Origin of the sequence: Bacteroides sp. An279 (assembly GCF_002159615.1) — a bacterium.
Taxonomy (GTDB): domain Bacteria; phylum Bacteroidota; class Bacteroidia; order Bacteroidales; family Bacteroidaceae; genus Phocaeicola; species Phocaeicola intestinalis.
Window position 1 is genome coordinate 1 of sequence record NZ_NFJA01000007.1, and the last position, 21,929, is coordinate 21,929.

Here is a 21,929-nt window from a genome sequence, read left to right on the forward strand (position 1 = left end):
TCAGATAGCCCGCTATCTTCCTCATCACAGAAGCGAAAATGCCTCAAAAACTCATCCCAAATCATCGCACGATAAATTCAAAACAGCTTCTAAGAGCCTGTTTAAATTTATCCGCAAAATGCCAATAGGATGAAGGTGAAATGCGTTCATCCATAAATTCTAAAGACAATATGAAACTGAAAAAACTATTCTTTACACTTGCCCTCATGCTGGGCTGCATCAGCGCATCGGCACAAACCGACTCTACTTTCTACATCAAAGGGCCGATGGGACGACTGGCGGCACGCCTGCAGCTCCCAGCACTCCAACAAGGAGAAAAATGCCCGATGGTCATACTCTGCCACGGATTTACCGCCAATATGCAAGGACCCTTGTTCGACACCATCAGCGACAAGCTGACAGAAGCCGGAATCGGCGTAGTGCGTTTCGACTTCAACGGACATGGAGCAAGCGAAGGTGATTTCATCAATATGACCGTCCCCAATGAAATAGACGATGCACTGGCCGTCATAGCCTTTACACGCAACCTGCCGCAAACCGCCAGCATCTCCCTGCTGGGACATTCGCAAGGAGGGGTGGTTTCGGCAATGACCGCAGGACGACTGGGCAAATATGCCATCCGGAGCGTAGTACTGATGGCACCTGCCGCCGTATTGCGCGATGATGCCCTGCGGGGCAACACAATGGGAGTCGTATACGACCCCTGGCACGCCCCTGAATACATCACCATGCCCTCAGGACACAAACTGGGAAGAAACTACATCCAGACCGCCCTCGAACTGCCGATATATGAAACGGCAAGCCGGTACGACGGCCCTGTACTTGTGATACACGGAATGGACGACCGGATAGTACCTTACACTTACGGAGAAAGGTTCCATCAGACCATGAAGAAAAGCGAAATGACCCTGATACCGGGAGAAAACCACGGATTCGGCGACAACTTGCCATATGCCACCTCTGTAGCTTCTTCGTGGCTGATAAAAAAATTGAAAGACGGAAAATAAGAACCCGGCACCACTTGGTGCCGGCTTAACTTCTGCAAAGTTCTTTTAAAGTTCGGAAAAGCAGACGAAGCACATTTGGAACTGAAGCATAAAAAATCTATATTTGCTTGCTAATATTAAGAAGGAAATAATGAAACGAGTAAGTTCACTAACCGCTATACCCGCCGAAACCCACTTCATAGCAGGCATTGATGTAATCGGTAATCTTAAGAAACTTTTCGAAACTCCAGAGCAGATATCAGGGTGCCTGATATTGCTTTGTGTAAGAGGAAAATGCAAAATCACCATCCACCTGACCCAATACGAACTGAAAAAGAATACGATAGCCGTAATCTATCCCAACCAGTTCGTACAGATAACAGAAGATACCCCCGATTGCCGGTTCGCCTTTGTCGGATTCTCCTCCACACTGATACAGCACCCTTTCCTGTTTTCCAACACAATACAGTATGCCCCCTCTATTCTGGAAGAACCGGTCATCAGCTTGTCTCCTGAAATGGCAGACCTGTTCGGCGATTATTTCAAAGTACTGATAAAGGCAAAAAGGCTGGGCAATGTGCTGATAAGGGAAGAACAGCTTCCGCTGATTCTGACCGGACTGATTATTGAATTGGGAAATATCAACAGGCAAGAACCACTGGCAAAAAACGCCCAGCATTATACACGCAGCCAGGAAATCGTGAAAGAACTGATACGTGTCGTAGTAGAAAACTACAAGACCGAACGGAACATCTCGTTCTATGCCGACAAAATGCATCTTTCGCCCCAACACCTGAGCACCACCATCAAAAAAACAACAGGAAGGACACTGACCGACATCATCTCGGCATTCGTCATCAAGGATGCACAAGCCAAACTACGCTCCACCGAACTGACCATACAGGAGATTGCCTATTCGCTGAACTTTCCCGACATCTCTTTCTTCGGGAAATACTTCAAGCGCTATACCGGAGTATCGCCCAAACAATACCGCAATATGAGGTAGGGGAACCAGGGACTAGGTGACTAGGGACTAGGTGACTAGGTTTCAGATACCATTGGGTCACCTAGTACCTAGTACCTAGTCACCTAGTTCCCTAGTACCTAGTCACCTAAAAAAAAACTAAACCACCTCAATCCCCTGCTCCGCGCAAAGCTTGAGGCTCAGTTCTTTCAGCTTGAACTTCTGTATCTTTCCGCTTCCCGTCATGGGGAACTCCTTGACGAAGAAGATATACTTCGGTATCTTGTAGCGGGCAATCTTGCCCTCGCAGAACTCGCGCACGTCGAACTCGTTCATCGTGCAGCCCTCGTGCAGGATGATGAAGGCACCTACCGCCTCGCCGTATTTCTTCGACGGCACACCTGCCACCTGCACATCCTTGATGCCCGGCATCTGGTAGAGGAACTCCTCTATCTCGCGCGGATAAATGTTCTCGCCCCCGCGGATTATCATGTCCTTGATGCGCCCCGTGATGCGGTAATTTCCGTGCTCGTCCTTCACGCCCAAGTCGCCCGAGTGCAGGAAACCGTTCCGGTCTATCACCTCGGCGGTGGCCTGCGGGTTCTTGTAATAACCCTTCATGTTGTTGTAGCCCCGGTTGCACATCTCGCCCTGCACGCCTACGGGACATTCCTCGCCCGTCTCGGGGTCGATAACCTTCACCTCGGTAAACTCAAAGTCACGCCCCACGGTGTTGAAGCGCACCTCGGCAGGGTCGTCTATGCGGCTATGCGTCATGCCCGGCGAAGTTTCGGTCAGCCCGTACACGCTGGTCACCTTCATATACATCTTCTCCTCCACCTGCTTCATCAGCTCCACGGGGCAGAGCGAGCCTGCCATGATGCCCGTACGCAGGCACGAAAGGTCGAACATGTCAAACATCGGGTGGTTCAGCTCGGCGATGAACATCGTAGGCACACCGTAAAGCGCCGTACAGCGTTCCTTATGGACGGATGCCAGCACCACCAGCGGGTCGAAACGTTCCACCATCACCTCCGTACAGCCGTGGGTGAGGCAATTCATCGTGGCAAGCACCACGCCGAAACAATGGAACAGGGGCACACATACACACAATTTGTCGTCTTGGGTAAACTTCATGTGCTCGCCCGTCAGGAAACCGTTGTTGGCAATGTTGTAATGCGTCAGCATCACGCCTTTGGGGAATCCCGTAGTGCCCGACGTGTATTGCATGTTCACCGTGTCGTGGCAGTTCACTTTCTTCTTGGCTTCCGCCAGCACATCATCCTCGATGTTGTTCCCCAGGAGCAAGATTTCCGCCGTATTATACATCCCGCGGTATTTCTCCTGCCCGATATAGATAACGTTGCGCATGTAGGGGAAGCGTTTGCTCTTCATGTGCCCGCGCTCGAAAGTCTTCAGTTCGGGCAGCATCTTGTAGGTCATCTCCACAAAATTGCTGTCCCGCTCACCGTCTACGATGCAGAGGGTATGCATGTCCGAGTTCTCGCACAGGTATTCCAGTTCCGCCTGCTTGTAGTTGGTGTTCACCGTAACGGCTACGGCACCTATCTTGGCACAGGCATAGAGGAAGGTCAGCCAGTCGGGCACGTTTTTCGCCCAGATGCCCACATGTGTGCCATGGGTCACCCCGATGGCAAGCAGCCCCTTTGCCATGTTGTCCACACGGCGGTTGAACTGGCTCCACGTAAAGCGCAGGTTGCGGTCGGAATAAACCAGGTATTCTTTGTCCGGCGACACGGCAGCCCAGTGTTCCAGCCAGTCGCCCAATGTCCGTTCTGAAAGTTGAATCATAATATTTAAGTTTTCACCACAGATTACACAGATTAAAAATAATCGATTCATTCACCACAGAGGACACAGATTTAATTAAAAATGAATAACGGCGGATGTTTCCGTTGCCAATTATTAATTGTTAATTATTAATTGATAAAATCTGTGTAATCTGTGGTGAAACATACATCCACCGTCAAACCGGTGTATAAATCACCGCCAGAATCTGTGCCGCCTGTCCTTCGAAGGCATGCACGTGATGCGGCACGATGGAGTCGTAATAAATCGTGTCCCCCTCTTCCAGCAGGTAAGTATATTTCCCGTAATTGATTTCGAGCGTTCCTTTCAGCACCATGATGAACTCCTCCCCTTCGTGTGCCGACAGGGTAAAGGCATCGTTGTTCGCATCGATGTCGATGATGAACGGTTCCATGTGGCGGTCCGCCTTGCTGCGCGAGAGCGAATGGTAGTGCATGTGCTGGCGTGCGTCGACGGCATTGTTCGAAAAGCTGATGGTGTCGTCCGCTTCTCCGCGGCGGCACACCACGGGGCCGTCTTCTTCCGACTGGTCGTCAAGGAAAGTCCCCAGCCGTACACCCAGTGCGCGCGCTATCTTCAGCAGCGGGGCAAGCGAGGGGATGTCAATGTTGTTTTCTATGCGTTCAATCTGTCCGGTGGTAAGCCCTGTACGTTCCGCCAGTTCGTCGATGCTGATTTCCTTGGCGGTGCGCAAATCCTTTATTTTTTCTCCGATAATGTTCGTGCGGTCCATAGTACGAATATTTTTATAAATTATACCGCCGACAAAGATAATAAAGTTTTCTTAATTGACAATGAACTGACATGCTAATGTGCCAATGTGTCAATAAATAATGAGATAATGTGCCAATAAATTATGAGATAACAAGCCATCCTGCCGGTGTGTCGGGGATGGCTTGAAGGGCCGGCTTTCACAAGCAGACCCTGCATATAGAGCATGAAAGTCATAAATCTGCCTCTGCGCCTCCACCCAAGGCATGATACAAGTTGATGACACCCTGGATTTCCTGATAACAGTCTGAAGCACAATCCAGCCTTGCAGACAAGAGCGACTGGCGGGCGGTGAGCACTTGCAGGTAATTGGTCGTGCCGTATTCCATCAGCAGTTCAGTGTCGTGAACTGTTGTTTGCAGATGCTTCACCTGTTCCTCGTCCAGCCGGATACGTTCACGGGCGGTTTGCCATTGGATAAGAGCGTTATTCACTTCTTTTCCGGCATCGAGCAGCGATTGACGGAATGTGAGCAAGGCTTCTTCCTGTTGTGCCTTCGCTGTTTTCAGATTGGCAATGTTCTGCCCACGATTGAATATAGGCTGTACCAAAGACCCGATGGCTTGCAGCAGCCAACTCCCCGGGTTTGTAACGACGGCTCCTCCGTTATTGGTCCAGCCTGCCGAACCGCTTAACGTAATGCTGGGATAAAAAGCGGCACGTGCCTGGTTGGTGGCATAAAAAGCCTGTTTCAATGCTGCCTCAGCCTGCCGGATGTCAGGACGGCGGGAGAGCAGTTCGAGAGGTACCCCTGTAGACAGACGTTGAGGAAACCGCTGATTGCTCAGGTTCCCGCGCTGGATACGGTGAGACACTTCGCCCAAGACGGAAGACAAACTGTTCTCTGTTTCGGCTATTTGTTGTTGCAGGCTGAGCAGGGATGCTTCTGCCGAGGCACGGCTCGCCTCTGCCTGGCTTACGGTGGCACGGTCGGCTTCACCTGCCTGCATCAGTACATAGAGGCTATGGACGTAATCTTTCCAGCTTGCAACCGTTTCGGATGTGATGCGCTCCTGTTCGTCCAGCATCAGGAGGGTGTAATAACTGTCTGCTACAGTGGCTATCAGTTGGGTTTGTACAGCTTGACGGTAAGCATCGCTTTCCTCCAGTGCGGCACGTGCGCTGCGTTTGGCATTGGTCAGTTTACCGAAAATATCTATTTCCCAGCTTGCCGAAGCCCCTACCTCATAAGTCTTACTGGTTTTGCTGCCATCCTGGCTGCTCAGTGTACCTTGAGGGTCAAGCTGCACGGAAGGGAGGTAAGCAAGTTTGGCAGAGACAAGCTGTGCCTGCATTTCTTTCACTTTCAGGTAAGCGATACGCAGGTCTGTGTTCATTTCCAATGCCTGTTGTATCAAGGCTTGCAGATAAGGGTCGGTGAAAAGTTCTTTCCACGACAGGTCTGCGACCGAAGAAGCGGTATCAGCCTTTACTTCTGTCCGGTAAAGGCTGTCTGCTGCAACGGAGAGTTCCGGGCGTTCGTATCGGTTGTAAATGCCGCAACTTCCCAATAGACATACCGTTGCGGCTGCGAATAATAGTTTTCTCATATATATATATAAAAGGTGTGTCGAAATAAAAATATATCAGAACATCATACCTTGCTTTTTGCGGGCGCGATACCATAGCGTGTTTGGCGGTGCGCCCACAAATCGCAAAGCAAATAGTTAGTCATCATCGTGCTTTCTTGCAGGCATCAACCGTTCCTGCATGGCTTGGAAGACGATGAACAGTGCAGGTACCGCAAAGAGTAAGGCGAGGGTGCCCACAATCATACCGCCTACCACTCCGGTACCCAACGAAATGTTTCCATTGGCTCCGGCACCCGAAGCGAACACCAAGGGCAGCATACCAATGACCATACAGAGAACGGTCATGATGATGGGGCGCAAGCGGACAGTTGCGGCGGATACGGCTGCCTGGGCAAGACTCATGCCTTGCCGGCGGCGTGTGGCTGCATATTCGGTGACCAGAATCGCTGTTTTTGCCAGCAGTCCGATGAGCATAATCAGTCCGGTCTGCATGTAGATGTTGTTCTCCAGCCCACACAGGTTACTCAGGGTAAAGCTTCCCAACAGCCCAAACGGCACACTCAACATAACCGCCAAAGGAATGAACAGGCTTTCGTAAAGAGCGCAAAGGATGAGGTAGACGAATACGATGCAGATGGCGAACACGATGATGGTATTCGAACCGCTTCCCGCCTCTTCGCGGGTGATGCCTCCGTATTCGTAACCATAACCCACGGGCAAGGTCTGTTGCGCCACTTCTTCCACCGCCTTGATGACATCGCCCGAGCTGTAGCCGTCGTTCATCATGGCGTTTACCTGGATGCTGCTGTACAGGTTGAAGCGTGTCAGGGTTTCGGGACCATACGTCTTGGTCAGGGTAACGAACTGCCCGATAGGAGCCATTCCCCCCTCATCGGTGCGGACAAACATGTTGTTGAGCGCATCGGTGTCCAGGCGGAAATTCTTGTCTGCCTGCACATAAACGCGGTAGAGCTTGGAGAAACGGTTGAAGTTGGACGAGTAGCTGCCTCCGATATACCCCGACATCACGCTCAATACATCGGTGGGCGACACGCCCATCCGCTTGCACCGTGCGGCGTCCACCTCCACTTTGTATTGGGGAAACTTCGTGTCGAAAGTGGAATAAGCCGTTTGCACTTCGGGACGCTGGTTTAGTGCGGCGATAAACTTGTCGGCATGGCTTTTCAGTGTCGTGATGTCGCCTCCGGCACGGTCTTGGATATAGACTTCCACACCGCTTCCTGTGCTATATCCCATGATGGTGGGTTGGGCAAAGGCGAAAAGTTTGGCACTGTGTACGTTGGCGGTACGGCGGTATATCTCCTCGATGACGGCGGTGATGTAGTCTTCGTCCTCCTGCCGTTCGTCCCAATTTTTCAGCTTGACGATGAGCATACCGCCGCTGGCTGCCTGTCCTCCCAACATGCTGTAGCCCGCCACGTTGGAGTAACGCTCTATCTGTGGGATGTCCTTGATGCAGGCTTCCACTTCCTCCATAGCCTTAATGGTTTGCGACAGACTGCTGCCCGGAGGCGTGGTCACGTTGACGAAAACGGTACCCATGTCTTCATCGGGCACCAGTCCGGTTTTGGTGTTTTTCATCAGCACCGCAAGCAGGGCGATGGAAGCGATGACTCCCGCGCCTACCAGCCACTTGCGTCGGAAGAACCATTTCACACCGCTCTTATAACGCAGCACGAGGCGGTTGAACGAGGTTTCGAATGCCTGATGGAACCGGGATGAGAAACTCAGCTTCTGTCCGCTCGCCTTATCGGCATGAGGAGTCATCAGCAGGGCGCAGAGGGCAGGACACAGCGTCAGTGCATTGACGGCGGAGATACCTACCGCTACCGCCATGGTCAGCCCGAACTGCATGTAGAACGTACCGCTGGTGCCACCCATGAACGAAGTGGGGATAAACACCGCCATAAAGACTAATGAGGTAGTAACGATTGCCGTCGCGATGCCGTCCATCGCCCGGTTGGTTGCCTGATAGGGCGAGCGTAGGCCTTCATCGAACTGTGCCTGCACCGCTTCTACAACAACAATTGCATCGTCGACCACCGTCCCGATGACCAATACAAGGGCAAACAAGGTCAGCAAGTTCAGCGAGAATCCTGCCACGTAGAGGAAAGCAAATGTTCCCACCAGCGACACGAGAATGGATATGGTCGGGATGATGGTGGAACGGACGCTTTGCAGAAAAACGTACACTACGAGGACGACAAGGACAATGGCTTCTATCAACGTCTTCACCACTTCGTGGATGGAAGCGTCGAGAAACTCTTTCGTACTCATCAGGTCGACCAGCACCAGCCCTTTGGGCAGTTCCTGCTGCACTTCTTCCATCAGTTTGTCTATCTCGCTGATGATTTCGTTGGCGTTCGAGCCTGCCGTTTGCGAAATCATGGCGGTGGCTCCCGGATGTCCGTCTACTTCACTGCTGTGGCTGTAGCTTTGCGTCCCCAGTTCCACGGTGGCGATGTCTTTCAGGCGGATCACTTCACCGCTTTCTAAGGATGTAATGACCAGATTGCCGAACTCTTCGGGCTTCTCGTAGCGTCCGCGGTATTTCAAAGTATATTGGAACGCGTTTTCCGAATCCTCACCCAAAGTACCCGTAGCGGCTTCCACGTTCTGCTCGTCGAGCACAGCCGTCACATCGGCAGGCACCAGTCCGTATTGCGCCATCTTTTGCGGGTCGAGCCAGATGCGCATGGCGTAGTCATCTCCCATGACATTGACGTTTCCCACGCCGCTGATACGCGACAGCCGAGGCTCGATGTTGATTTTGAAGTAGTTGTTGATGAATGTCTGGTCGTACGAGTCATCGGGCGAATAGAGAGCGATGATTTTCAGCATCGAGTTCTGCCGCTTTTCTACCGTTACACCGATTTGGGTCACTTCAGTAGGCAGCAGTCCTTCGGCTTCGCTCACACGGTTCTTGGTGTTGATGGTCGCCATATCGGGGTCGGTACCTTGCTTGAAGTAGACGGTGATGTCGCCGGCACCGGTATTAGTAGAGGTGGAAGTCATGTAAATCATATCCTCTACGCCGTTGATGGCTTCTTCCAGCGGGACGACAACCGATTTCTGTACGGTTTCGGCATTGGCACCGGTGTAAGTGGTCGATACCATGACGGTAGGCGGTGCGATATCGGGGTATTGTTCCATCGGCAGGTTGGCCAAGCCGATAAGCCCCACCAACAGAATAAGCACCGATATCACACAGGCAAGGATGGGGCGGTTTATAAAAGTTTGTAATTTCATAATCGTTTTCCGTTAAAATCATTCATTAGACAAATGTTATCAGTTATTGCTTTCCGATAGCAATCGGTGTACCTTCTTGCAGAATCCCTGCCCCTTCCGCTACAAAAACATCGCCGGCTTTCAGTCCTTGTGTCACGATGTATTCTTTACCGTCGTTGACCGGGAAGACGGTAACAGAAGCCGATGTCGCTTTACCGTCTACCACGCGATAAATAAACACTTTGTCTTGTATTTCATAGGTTGCCTCCTGCGGCACAACAAGCACGCTGTCCATCCGGTAAGGGAAGACAATGGTTCCGCTTCCCCCGTTCCGCAACATCCGTTCGGGGTTGGGGAAAGTGGCACGCAGGCTGACCGCTCCGGTTCCGGTATCAATGGTGCCGCTTATCGCGTCTATCTTTCCTTTGTGGGTGTACATCAACCCGTCGCTCAGGCGAAGCGATACTTCCGGCATCTGCTTCATTGCCTCTTCCAAGGTCCCGCTCTCGCGCACCAGTGTCAGTATCTGATTTTCGGTCATCGAGAAATAAACATACATTTCTTCATCATCCGACACCGTGGTGAGCGGTGTGGTGATGGAAGCGTCTACCAGTGCGCCTACACGATAGGGTATCATGCTTGCCACCCCGTCTACCGGACTTTTCACTTCTGTATACGACAAATCATTCCGTGCGCTGGTTTCGGCAGCCTGCGCCTGCTCCAATGCGGCTTCGGCTTCCAGCAACGAGTTGCGTGCCGTTTGCAGGTCGAAAGCCGACACGACGTGTTCCTCAAACAGATTTTCCTTGCTGTTTTCCGTCATCTTAGCGGTGGCAACAGATGCTTCCGTACTCTTTACATTGGCTAGAGCCGTTTGCAACGCCGCCTGATAAGGCACTTGGTCGATAACGAAGAGAGTTTGTCCTTTGCTGACTTTTGCTCCTTCTTCGATGCATACATCTGTGATGGTGCCGCTTACCTGCGGACGTATCTCCACGCTTTGCCGTCCGTTGATGACGGCGGTATAATCGCGCGTCAGCGTACGGCTTTCCACCGCCACAGTCATGGTCTTGTAGGTGCTCTCTCCTGCACCTGCCGTTTTTTCCTTGCAGGACGTTGCCAATAGCAGACAACCGATTCCTGCACATGCTAACATTCTTTTCATTCTTAATTTGCTTTGCTTTTTAACTTAAAATCTGCCGCAAATGTAAACAGCACTATCGGTATGCTTTTGGTTACGATTCACATATTGTTGGTTTCAATCCGGAGCTTAAGGCTTTTTTGCTTTAATAGTTCTAATAAGTGGAAAAAGGCTTTGGAAGACAACAGGGTTCTGTTATTTTTGCGAAAAATCAAGTAATGATGGAAAGTCTTAAGGAAAAAGTGGTAGCTTGGATTCGCAAAGATCTGTCTTCTGACGGGCAACTGGACTGGGCTGCCTACAACAATAGTCTGGTAATGGTCCGTATGGAGGGAACAGATTTCCGCTTGTCCGGCGAATGGGTACCTGACGGATGGCATGTGTTCTTACAGGTGCACGAAGGTGAATTGAGGCTGACAGTCAATGGCGAACGTTTGGGATTTGACTCTCCGGTATATGTGGATTTCTTGAGAAACCGCAAATGGGCAAATGTGACGCTGGCAGGGAAATATCGCACCTGTTTCATCGTAATGGAGCAACACTTTTTCATGGAGACCACTCTCCCGATACGCAATAAAATAGCAGAAGGAATGGAACAATTTGCCAAACATCCTTTTACTTCGGTAAATGCAGATGAAGACCGTGACTTGTCCCGACTGGAAGAAATGATGTTCTCTACCCTGTCGGCAGATTCTCATCTGTTTTGCCGTGAACTGATACAGGCATTGGCTTGTGCCTGGCAGTATGAGTTGTGGAATATCTTTTTTCATCGCCAACAAGATGTCCGTTCCACCATAAATCCGCATTGGAACGATGTTGTTTCGCAATTCTTCTACTTAGCTCACACGTATTGCCGCGAGCAGCACAGAGTAAGCTGGTATGCCGCACAACTGGGCGTATCGGCAGATGCCTTGTCTGCCGACTTGAAACGGCTGCACGGAAAGACGGCAAGTGCCATGCTGGAAGAATTGCTTGCCGCCGAAGCGAAAGTCTGTTTACACAATCCGGCACTGTCTGTGCAAGACGTGGCGGAAATGCTGCACTTCTCCGACCAGTCGGCATTCGGAAAATTCTTTAAGCGGCATTGCGGCATATCACCTGCTGTTTTCAAGAAACGGCACATCGAAGAAAACAATTCATAATTGTACTTTAGCGGCATCAAAATGTGCATCTTCTGACTCTGAGAAATGCTTGCCAACCACCGCCCTTCCAGATAATATCATAGCAAGACGCAGCCGGTTGCGGAAGCCTGCGGATATAGGTGCGGCGCCAAACGCATATAGGTTCATCCGCTGTAAGATTATTAATCTTCAGGCTGCAAGATTATTAATCTTACAAGCGGAAGATTATTAATCTTACAACAGACGAGGTTATCCCAATGTTTTTAGAAGCTGTTTTGAATTTCTCCAAAAAGTTTTTCTTGTCTTGATGTATCCGTTTTCGTGTGTGCTTTGGGCGATTTTTTTGTCTTTTTCTCTCCTGTTCTTCGTCAGATAGCCCGCTATCTTCCCATAGTAAAGATGCAAGATTTTGCGTCTCTACAAAAACTCATCCCAAATCATCGCACGATAAATTCAAAACAGCTTCTTAATTGCAACATTTTTGCGAATGGGATTATATATGGGAGTTTTTCTTAAAATTGTAGTAGCTATATAAAAAAGAAAAAGAGGCCATCTCTAGTTTTTTGAGACAGCCTCTTATCTATGTATAGTAACTTATATTACTTATTCAGAGCCAAAGCCACATTCACAGCGCAAGCTACGGTACATCCTACCATCGGGTTGTTACCGATACCGAGGAATCCCATCATTTCTACGTGTGCGGGAACTGATGAAGAACCTGCGAACTGAGCGTCTGAGTGCATACGGCCCATCGTGTCGGTCATACCGTAAGAAGCAGGACCTGCAGCCATGTTGTCCGGGTGAAGTGTACGGCCTGTACCGCCACCTGATGCTACTGAGAAGTAAGGCTTGCCGGCAAGTACACGTTCTTTCTTATATGTACCTGCTACCGGATGCTGGAAGCGGGTCGGGTTAGTAGAGTTACCTGTAATAGATACGTCTACGTTTTCGTGCCACATGATAGCTACACCTTCACGAACATCGTCGGCACCGTAGCATTTTACTTTCGCACGCGGACCGTCTGAATACGGAGTTTCGTTTACGATGTTCAGTTTACCGGTGAAGTAATCGAACTTCGTCTGAACGTATGTGAAGCCGTTGATACGAGAGATAATCATAGCGGCGTCTTTACCCAAACCGTTCAGGATGCAGCGCAACGGGTTCTTGCGGACTTTGTTTGCCATTTCGGCAATCTTGATAGCACCTTCGGCTGCGGCGAATGATTCGTGGCCTGCCAGGAAAGCAAAGCACTGTGTTTCTTCGCGGAGCAGACGGGCTGCCAGGTTTCCGTGACCCAGACCTACCTTACGGTCGTCTGCTACAGAGCCCGGAATACAGAATGCCTGCAAGCCGATACCGATAGCTTCGGCTGCGTCAGCAGCGTTCTTGCAGCCTTTCTTCAGTGCGATGGCGCAACCTACCACATAAGCCCACTTTGCATTTTCGAAACAGATACCTTGTGTTTCCTGACAAGTCAGATAGGGGTCGAGGCCTGCTTCGTCACAGATCTTGTTAGCTTCTTCAATGTCTTTGATGCCGTTTTCGTTCAATGCAGCCAGAATCTGCTTCATACGACGGTCTTGACTTTCAAACTGTACTGGTCTAATCATAATCTGTGTCCTCCTATTATTCTTTACGTGGGTCAATATATTTAACTGCGCCTTGTTCGGGTTTGAAGCGGCCGTAAGTTCCGGTAACAGCTTTCAACGCTTCGTTAGCGTCAACACCCTTCTTCACTTGTTCCATGAACTTGCCCATGTGAACGTATTCATAACCGATAACCTGGTTGTCTTTGTCAAGAGCCATACGGGTGATATAACCTTCGGTCAGTTCCAGATAACGGGTACCTTTGGCTTTTGTACCATACAATGTACCGGTCTGGCTGCGGAGACCTTTGCCCAGGTCTTCCAGTCCTGCGCCGATTACCAAGCCGCCTTCTGAGAAAGCTGACTGAGTACGGCCGTAAACAATCTGCAGGAACAGTTCACGCATAGCCGTATTGATAGCGTCGCAAACCAAGTCGGTGTTCAATGCTTCCAGGATAGTCTTGCCTGGAAGGATTTCAGATGCCATGGCAGCAGAGTGAGTCATGCCCGAGCAACCGATGGTTTCTACCAGACATTCTTCGATGACGCCTTCTTTTACGTTCAGGGTCAGCTTGCAAGTTCCTTGCTGCGGAGCGCACCAGCCGATACCGTGGGTCAGTCCTGAAATGTCTTTGATTTCTTTTGCCTGAATCCATTTCCCTTCTTCAGGAATGGGAGCCGGACCGTGATTGGGTCCTTTTGCGACACAACACATGTGTTCAACTTCGTGTGAATAAGTCATATTCGTTACGTTTTATTGAGTAATAAAAAATTAGTAGTCAAACGCGGTGTTCGGGAGGAGTGTCTTCTCCGAATCCGCATGCAAAGTTAGTCGTTTTCTTGATTTGTGCAACGTATCGGGACGAACTTTTTGTTGCTTTTTAATGATATTTTTTATGGGAAGTGCCGTTTTGTAATGTCAACTTGGCAAAATCTTTTTCGTATGTGAGAGGAAAGCTGTATCTTTGCCTCGTGATTCGATTCACCACAGAGGCACACAGGGGTCTTTTAATTTACGATTGGGCAATTTACTATTTACTATTTAATGCCAATCAGGAGTTAAAAGGGAGTTAGATGCCAATACCTTATTGCGCCGGTTTCAGAAGCAAGGCTATGGACCTTTAACTCCTGAACGAAGTGATAACTCCTGTGTAACTCTTGATTCGCATATTTTTAATCGTATTTCGTTAATCGGGAAATAGTAGATTATGTATTCCTCCGTGCACCTCTTTGTACTTTGTGGTGAATTTAAAATGTATAGAAGATATGGAAGAAAAGAAGATTACAGTAAGCGATGAAGCGTTGCGCCGGGCGGCGGGCGAAGGGATGGACGAGTTTTTGCAAGTGTTTACCGACCGCTATCTGGAAGTGACGGGCGGGCAAATCGATGCCGGCACGATGCCTTTGCTCAACGGATGGCAGCATACGCTTTTGGGATACCGCCTGTTTTGCGAAGAAGTGGGCGAGGGCGGTTTTGTACAACTTATCCAGAACGGATACGGTCCTTACATCTTTCTCAACCCTTTTGCGAAGGCGATGCGCCTGATGGGGGCGAAGGAGTTCTCGAAACTGCTATACGCGGCGCGGAAGATTTACGAGGAAAACCGCGAGGACCTGGAGCGCGAGTGTACCGAAGATGAGTTTATGGCAATGTACGAGCGTTACGAAGTGTTCGATGACCTGGAAGAGCGGTTTGCAGAAATGGAGGAGGAGGTGACCGGGCAGGTGGCGCGGTATGTAGACGAGCACTTAGAGCAGTTTGCCGAAATAGTGAAGGATGAAGAGTGAAGCATGAAGCATTGGCTATGTGCTTTCGTGGGGCGTTGCATATAGGTGCAAGTGCCAGTGCACGTACTTTCATCGGGCGATGAAGATAGGTGTATGGAGCAGTGAAGATGATTGGTTGAAAAATATACGTTAAAAAACGTAAACCGATGCAGTATTTTCAGCATCTTTGCATTCTAGCTAAAAAGTTTATCAAATTAATTGCAAAATCAAATAAAAAAGGAAGAACATGAAAAAGTTTAAATTGAGCGTGCTGGCTATGGCATTGACAACAATGTTGGGATTTACTTCTTGCTTGGATAATGGAGATTCGGATTATGGAGGTGTCGGCTATGGTGCTGAAATTGTGCGGAACAGTAGTTATTTGGGTACCCATTCATTTGTCAACCAATATGGTGCCGTATACGAACCGCTGAATGCATCGCAAGTGACAACCTGGCCTTCTACAGAATTTTCTTATATTATGTATTCTTATGAAGCCGAGGAAGTGACTGATACAACCGATAATAGAATAAATGTGACATTGATGACATTGGCTGCGGTTAATGACGGATCTGTGCTTGCACGCCGTCCGACGGATACGGATGCCAATGCACCGGTAAATTACTTTGCTACAGGAGATGGAAATGCGGTGGCTTTTTATCAATTGAACGATATGATTCTTTCTATCAACTTCTTCCGTCGGAATGTAGACAATGATGAGGTATTGGAGGAAATAGACAAGCATCAGTTCAGTTTGTATTATAATGCGGAAGAAGATTTTACAAGTTCCTCAATGACATTCTATTTACGTCATAATGTGACGGATCTGCAAGATGATGATAACTTCAATGTGACAGTATCCAATTTGTACCATTTTAATATGGCTTCGGCATTTGCCCAATATCAGCAGATGTTCGGTAAAGAACCGACACGAATCGTTATTTCATACGAGCAAAATTCTTCAAATGGAAGCTATGAGGATAATATGGTGACGGATCGTACTTATGAGTTCAATTATGAAGATATGGTGAAAAATTATAAGACGTGGCTGGAACGCTAATCTTATTCAGAGGCGGACAATGCTTGTGTAATTTATTCTAAGTGCCAAACTTTAAAAGCCGGGCAATATTTGTCCGGCTTTTATTTTGAAAAGTGCAGGGTTTTCTGCATCTTTGTAGGCGCTAACCCGAATTTGAATTTGTAAAGGAATAGTATATGAAACACATGAAATATGGACTGCTTGTTGCAGGATTGAGTCTTATGTTGGGGGTTACTTCATGCTTGGATGGTGGAGATAACAGTACAACGGTGTCGTATTATGAAATAGTAAAGAAAGATGCTTTAACCGGTACTTATACCAGCCAGATGGGGTATAAGGTTGCTCCGTTAAATCCGCAGGATTTGGAAGACCTGCCGTGGGCTTCCAATTATATTCAGCTGTATTATTCGTACGATTACGGACAGGACATGTCGGGTGGAGAGATTGATGCGAATGTTTATGGCTATTCGCTGATAAGGGAGGGGCAGTGGCTTCCTCAGTCTCCGGCTGAAGGCGATGCCAATGCACCGATATCCGATGTGGTATTGGATTCTGGCAATAAGCCATACGACTTTTTTTATAAACAGGACGATATCTTCCTTCCGATAGAGCTTTTTGTGCGTAAAGAAGTGGACACAAATGATTTGGAGCAACGCGAAGCGGAGATGGCCCAACACGAGTTTGCCTTGTATTATGATGCCGACAAGGATTTTTCGGAAAGCGGCATGACTCTTTATCTGCGTCATAAGATGCTGAATGTGGAAGAGGATGATGAGTTTACCCAGCTTTCGGGAGGATGGTGGCACTTCAATATTATCGATGCCATGGCGCGTTATCAGGAAAAGTACAGCAAGCGTCCGGACAAGATAACGATTTCATTCGAACAGAATACGAAAGACGTAAGTTATGCCGATAATCTGGTTTCGGAAGGAAAGGCAGAGCTTGACTATCAGAAGATTGTCGAATTTAATGAAGCATTGTCGGGAAGCAAGGGGATATCCAAGTTGCTTCGCGGCAAGAGATGAATTTTTTCATCCCAAAGTGCAAAGAAATAAAAATAAAGCCGGGCATTTGGGTGCCCGGCTTTATTTTTAGCACTTTTTTTGTACATTTGCATCCTAAGAAGAGAGAAGTGACTATGTATAAAGGATTATTTCATCAAATCGTCTCCCTGCTTTCGGCACCGGGAGAGGCTTGGGACAAGATAATGGAGCGTGGAGGTGCACGCGACATCCAGTCGGGATTTGTTTATCCGCTTATCGGGCTGTGCGGGTTGTCGGAGTTTATCGGTACGTTCATCGGGAGAGATTTTTCCTCGCTGATGTTCCAGTTGGCACTTACGCGGTGTTGTGCCGTAGCGGTGGCGTTGTTCGGCGGTTTCTTTCTGTCTGCCTATCTGCTCAACAAGCTGGGCATGGGCTGGCTGAAACGGGGTGACGCATACGGAAAGATGCTGGTGTTCGTGGGCTATTCGATGGTGGTCACGTTCGTGCTCGACATCATCAGCGGGCTGGTGTCCATCGACTTGCTCCACTGGATATTGCAAATCTATACCCTCGTGGTGGTGTTCGAGGGAGTGCGTCGCTGGCTGGAAGTACCCGAACGGCAGCAGATGGCATTTACCATTGTGGCCACACTTGTTATACTGATTTGTCCGGCATTGATAGAATATCTGTTTAATCAATTATCTGTAATTTTGAACTGATGAAAACAAACGCAAGCAACATAAATATCAAAAACAAACGTGCCTCGTTCGATTACGAGTTTATCGACACTTATACGGCAGGCATCGTGCTGACGGGTACCGAAATCAAGTCTATCCGTCAGGGTAAGGCGAGCCTGGTCGATACATTCTGTTTCTTTTCGCGCGGCGAGTTGTGGGTGAAGAACATGCACATCGCCGAATACTTTTACGGTTCGTACAACAATCATGCGGCACGGCGCGACCGCAAGCTCCTGCTTACGAAGAAAGAGCTTCGTAAGCTGGAACGCACTTCGGCAGAGCCGGGATTCACTATCGTGCCTACCCGTATGTATATCAACGAGAAGGGGCTGGCAAAGGTGGTCATCGCCCTTGCCAAAGGAAAGAAGCAATACGACAAGCGCCAGAGCCTGAAGGAGAAAGAAGACAAGCGGATGATGGACCGGATGTTTAAACGATAATTTTAGGGACTAGTTGACTAGGTACTAGGGACTAGATTTTGAATAGTTTCGCTAATTGTATTTATAACCTAGTCACCTAGTCCCTAGTCAACTAGTTCCTAAGAAAAGAAGCAATGAAAACAATACAAGAACAGATAAACGAACGTATCTTGGTGCTGGACGGGGCGATGGGAACCATGATTCAGCAATACGGACTGACAGAAGAGGATTTCCGTGGAGAACGGTTCCGCGAGGTGCCCGGCATGTTGAAAGGGTGCAACGATGTGTTGTGCCTGACCCGTCCGGATGTGATAGCAGATATCCACCGTAAATACTTGGAGGCAGGTGCCGATATTATCGAGACCAATACCTTCAATGCCACCCGTGTGTCGATGGCAGATTATCATTTGGAAGGGTATTGTGCGGAAATCAACCGTGAGGCGGCACGTCTGGCACGCCGGCTTGCCGATGAATATACGGCAAAGAATCCGGAGAAGCCGCGTTGGGTGGCAGGGTCGGTAGGCCCTACCAACAAGACCTGCTCGATGAGTCCCGATGTGAACAATCCTGCTTACCGTGCTCTGACCTTCGATGGGCTTGCCGGAGCTTATCTGGAACAGATGACGGCATTGCTGGAAGGAGGGGTAGACACGATTCTGATAGAAACCATTTTTGATACCTTGAATGCGAAGGCGGCTATCTGTGCCGCAGAACAGGCGATGGAGCGATGCGGCCGCAAGGTGCCTCTGATGCTTTCGGTCACGGTCTCGGATACGGGCGGACGTACCCTTTCGGGACAAACGCTTGACGCATTCCTGGCTTCGGTGCAGCATGCCGATATCTTCTCTATTGGGTTGAACTGTTCGTTCGGTGCCAGACAATTGAAGCCATTCCTGGAGCAACTTGCCCGCCGCGCGCCTTATTATATCAGTGCATATCCCAATGCCGGGCTTCCCAATACGCTGGGACAATACGACCAGACTCCCGAAGAAATGGAGGGGGAAGTAAAAGAGTACATCGATGAGGGCTTGGTGAACATCATCGGTGGATGTTGCGGAACGACCGAAGCCTATATCCGGCGGTTTGCTTCGCTGGTGGAAGGCAGAAAACCGCATCAACGGGTGGATGCTTCGAAGTATTTATGGCTTTCGGGCTTGGAGTTGCTGGAAGTTACGCCCGAAATCAATTTCGTCAACGTAGGCGAGCGGTGTAACGTGGCAGGCTCGCGCAAGTTCCTTCGGTTGATTAATGAAAAAAAATACGAGGAAGCTTTGTCCATCGCCCGCAAGCAGGTGGAGGACGGAGCGTTGGTGATTGACATCAATATGGACGACGGTCTGCTGGATGCCGTTCAAGAGATGACCACCTTCCTGAACCTCATCGCATCGGAACCCGATATCGCGCGCGTACCTATTATGATAGACTCGTCCAAGTGGGATGTGATACTTGCCGGACTGAAATGCGTGCAGGGCAAAGGCATTGTCAATTCCATTTCATTAAAAGAAGGCGAAGATGCCTTTATCGGACATGCCCGTACGGTCAAGCAATATGGCGCGGCGGTTATTGTCATGGCTTTTGATGAGAAAGGGCAAGCGGATACCTACGAGCGGAAGATAGAAGTGTGTAGCCGTGCGTATCGGATTTTGACGGAGCAAGTAGGCTTCCGGCCGCAAGACATCATCTTCGACCCCAACGTGCTGGCGGTAGCTACGGGGATGGAAGAACATAATAATTATGCCGTCGACTTTATCCGTGCAACCGGATGGATTCGGAAGAACCTGCCGGGAGCACATGTCAGCGGGGGAGTGAGCAACCTGTCTTTTGCCTTCCGTGGGAATAATTACATCCGCGAGGCGATGCATGCCGTATTCTTGTATCATGCGATAGCACAAGGCATGGATATGGGTATCGTCAATCCGGCATCGTCGGTGCTTTATACCGATATTCCTGCCGATATTTTGGAACGTATCGAAGACGTGGTGCTGAACCGCCGTGCCGATGCTGCCGAACGGTTGATAGAGGTGGCGGAAAAGCTGAAGGCAGAGAAAGAGAATGCCGGAAATGCACAGGCGGCAGATGCTCATTTGGCATGGAGAAACCATGCGGATGTGGATGCGCGCCTGCAATATGCGTTGGTGAAAGGCATCGGCGATTATCTGGAAGAAGACTTGCAAGAGGCTTTAGGAAACTATCCCGATGCGGTAAGCATCATCGAAGGACCGCTGATGAAGGGCATGAACCAGGTAGGGGAGCTGTTCGGTTCGGGCAAGATGTTTTTGCCTCAGGTGGTAAAGACGGCACGCACGATGAAGAAGGCGGTGGCCATCTTGCAGCCTTACATCGAAGCGCAGAAGAAAGAAGGGGCGAAGAAGGCGGGCAAGGTACTGGTAGCTACGGTAAAAGGTGATGTGCACGACATCGGGAAGAATATCGTGTCGGTCGTGATGGCGTGCAACAATTACGAAATCATTGACCTGGGTGTGATGGTTCCCGCCGAGAAGATTGTAGAAACGGCGATACGTGAGAAAGTCGACATCGTAGGATTAAGCGGATTGATAACCCCTTCGTTGGAGGAAATGGTGCATGTGGTGCGCGAGCTCGACCGTGCCGGCGTGCATATTCCGGTGATGATTGGAGGGGCTACGACTTCAAAGCTTCATACGGCACTGAAGATAGCTCCGGTCTATCACGGACCGGTAATTTATATGAAAGATGCATCGCTGAATGCTCCCGTTGCCGCCCGCTTGCTGAATCCGGCAACGCATGATGCTTTTGTAAAAGAATTGGCAGGTGAATATGAGGCACTGCGTGAAGGCAACAAAGAGAAGCAGGTAAAGTTTGCATCGCTGGAAGAAGCCCGGAAAAACAAGCTGGAGCTTTTTTGAATGAAGAATTAGGAATGAAGAATGAAAAATGCCATTCGGCTGAAAACGATTCTTCATTCTTCATTCAAAAAGTTTTTCCGCTTGCGCCAATGTTTCCGGTTTTCCGATATCTATTAGGTGAAGATTTTGTGCTATGTATCCACCGATGCGTGCTTCTTTGCAGGTTTGAAGATAGAAGTCGGTAATGGAAAATTTCCCGGTCCAATGTCCGTCCATATACCGGAAAAGGGAAGGTGAGATAACGTGGATGCCGCTGAAGGCATACGCTTCATGTTGTTCGGGATGATAGGCAAAACCGTTGGGCTTGGTTTGCAGAGTCTGTTTGTTTATCCAGCCGCAAAGGCGGGCATTGTCTTTATCGAACAACAAGTAGCGTGAGGTTTCCCGTTGGCTGACCAATAAGGTTGCATCGTTTGTGCTTTGCCGGTGATAATCGTATAAGGCTTTCAGGTCGGTGTCTGACAATATATCCACATTATGCACCAAAAAAGGCTCATTGCCGCTAAAGAAAGGAATGGCTTTCTTGATGCCTCCGCCTGTATCCAGCAATTCTTCTCTTTCATCGCTGATACGAACCGTAATGCCGAAGTTCTGGTGGGCTTGCAGGAAGCTGATGATTTGTTCGCCAAAGTGGTGGATATTGATGACGATTTCAGTAAATCCGGCTTGCTTTAGCTTTAGGATGACATGTTGCAGCATGGGGATTCCGTTTACAGGAACCAATGCTTTGGGTATCCGGTCGGTCAAGGGCTTGAGCCGGGTTCCCAGCCCGGCGGCAAATATCATGGCTTTCATGTTTAAGTAGATGTTGAGAATTAGTTATATCATCTGTCAGTTCAGAAACGCGGATTAACACGGATTTTCGCAGATGATTATTCTATTTATCTGTCCTTAATCTGCGTTAATCCGCGAAAAT

Annotated in this window: 17 protein-coding genes; 9 read left to right on the forward strand and 8 right to left on the reverse strand. The window is 49.2% G+C overall.

The window, feature by feature from the left end:
• The first annotated feature begins 170 nt into the window (after positions 1–170).
• Positions 171–1,007, forward strand: coding sequence for an alpha/beta hydrolase family protein (locus B5F78_RS02255; protein WP_087405883.1), 837 nt, complete (start codon positions 171–173; stop codon positions 1,005–1,007).
• A 130-nt stretch (positions 1,008–1,137) separates the two neighbouring features.
• Positions 1,138–1,992: a helix-turn-helix domain-containing protein gene (locus tag B5F78_RS02260; RefSeq protein ID WP_087208279.1), complete on the forward strand. Its 855-nt coding sequence runs from the start codon at positions 1,138–1,140 to the stop codon at positions 1,990–1,992.
• A gap of 117 nt (positions 1,993–2,109) precedes the next feature.
• On the opposite strand, the gene B5F78_RS02265 is transcribed toward B5F78_RS02260, so the two are convergent.
• The 5 genes from B5F78_RS02265 to B5F78_RS02285 all read right to left on the reverse strand — a co-directional run bounded on the left by B5F78_RS02265 (position 2,110) and on the right by B5F78_RS02285 (position 10,497).
• A complete protein-coding gene (locus B5F78_RS02265; protein ID WP_022040132.1) occupies positions 2,110–3,762 on the reverse strand; it encodes an AMP-binding protein in 1,653 nt (550 codons plus the stop codon).
• 175 nt (positions 3,763–3,937) lie between these two features.
• Entirely contained in the window at positions 3,938–4,513 is a 576-nt protein-coding gene (locus tag B5F78_RS02270) for a helix-turn-helix domain-containing protein (protein ID WP_087405859.1), read from the reverse strand.
• Positions 4,514–4,724: 211 nt separating this feature from the next.
• Complete coding sequence (locus B5F78_RS02275) at positions 4,725–6,101, reverse strand: efflux transporter outer membrane subunit (RefSeq protein ID WP_087405860.1); 1,377 nt, start codon at positions 6,099–6,101, stop codon at positions 4,725–4,727.
• Between the two features lie 117 nt (positions 6,102–6,218).
• Entirely contained in the window at positions 6,219–9,353 is a 3,135-nt protein-coding gene (locus tag B5F78_RS02280) for an efflux RND transporter permease subunit (protein ID WP_087405861.1), read from the reverse strand.
• 43 nt (positions 9,354–9,396) lie between these two features.
• Positions 9,397–10,497, reverse strand: coding sequence for an efflux RND transporter periplasmic adaptor subunit (locus B5F78_RS02285; RefSeq protein WP_164470531.1), 1,101 nt, complete (start codon positions 10,495–10,497; stop codon positions 9,397–9,399).
• 194 nt (positions 10,498–10,691) lie between these two features.
• Here B5F78_RS02285 and B5F78_RS02290 point away from each other — a divergent pair, with 194 nt between their 5' ends.
• On the forward strand, positions 10,692–11,615 hold the full coding sequence (locus B5F78_RS02290) for a helix-turn-helix domain-containing protein (protein ID WP_087405863.1): 924 nt from the start codon (positions 10,692–10,694) through the stop codon (positions 11,613–11,615).
• 578 nt (positions 11,616–12,193) lie between these two features.
• Here B5F78_RS02290 and B5F78_RS02295 read toward each other — a convergent pair.
• Together B5F78_RS02295 and B5F78_RS02300 are read right to left on the reverse strand one after the other, a co-directional pair.
• Positions 12,194–13,204, reverse strand: a complete 1,011-nt coding sequence (locus tag B5F78_RS02295) for a GGGtGRT protein (RefSeq protein ID WP_087208238.1) — start codon at positions 13,202–13,204, stop codon at positions 12,194–12,196.
• Positions 13,205–13,220: 16 nt separating this feature from the next.
• Positions 13,221–13,922: an iron-sulfur cluster assembly scaffold protein gene (locus tag B5F78_RS02300; protein ID WP_022038790.1), complete on the reverse strand. Its 702-nt coding sequence runs from the start codon at positions 13,920–13,922 to the stop codon at positions 13,221–13,223.
• Between the two features lie 524 nt (positions 13,923–14,446).
• On the opposite strand from B5F78_RS02300, the gene B5F78_RS02305 reads away from it, so the two are divergent.
• The 6 genes from B5F78_RS02305 (at position 14,447) to metH (ending at position 21,013) form a co-directional block, all read left to right on the forward strand.
• On the forward strand, positions 14,447–14,968 hold the full coding sequence (locus B5F78_RS02305) for a DMP19 family protein (RefSeq protein WP_087405884.1): 522 nt from the start codon (positions 14,447–14,449) through the stop codon (positions 14,966–14,968).
• A 226-nt stretch (positions 14,969–15,194) separates the two neighbouring features.
• Positions 15,195–16,007 carry a hypothetical protein gene (locus B5F78_RS02310; RefSeq protein ID WP_087405864.1) on the forward strand — a complete coding sequence of 271 codons (813 nt, stop codon included), beginning with the start codon at positions 15,195–15,197 and terminating at the stop codon, positions 16,005–16,007.
• 155 nt (positions 16,008–16,162) lie between these two features.
• Positions 16,163–17,011, forward strand: coding sequence for a hypothetical protein (locus B5F78_RS02315; RefSeq protein WP_140400001.1), 849 nt, complete (start codon positions 16,163–16,165; stop codon positions 17,009–17,011).
• Positions 17,012–17,124: 113 nt separating this feature from the next.
• Positions 17,125–17,691, forward strand: coding sequence for a Yip1 family protein (locus tag B5F78_RS02320; RefSeq protein WP_087249611.1), 567 nt, complete (start codon positions 17,125–17,127; stop codon positions 17,689–17,691).
• Entirely contained in the window at positions 17,691–18,149 is a 459-nt protein-coding gene (gene smpB / locus B5F78_RS02325) for an SsrA-binding protein (protein ID WP_013616098.1), read from the forward strand. The genes B5F78_RS02320 and smpB overlap by 1 nt, the downstream gene beginning before the upstream one ends.
• 113 nt (positions 18,150–18,262) lie before the next feature.
• On the forward strand, positions 18,263–21,013 hold the full coding sequence (gene metH, locus B5F78_RS02330) for a methionine synthase (RefSeq protein ID WP_087405866.1): 2,751 nt from the start codon (positions 18,263–18,265) through the stop codon (positions 21,011–21,013).
• 60 nt (positions 21,014–21,073) lie between these two features.
• Here the strand turns inward: metH and B5F78_RS02335 are convergent, their stop codons facing one another.
• Positions 21,074–21,808: a nucleotidyltransferase family protein gene (locus B5F78_RS02335; RefSeq protein WP_087249599.1), complete on the reverse strand. Its 735-nt coding sequence runs from the start codon at positions 21,806–21,808 to the stop codon at positions 21,074–21,076.
• Positions 21,809–21,929: the final 121 nt, after the last annotated feature.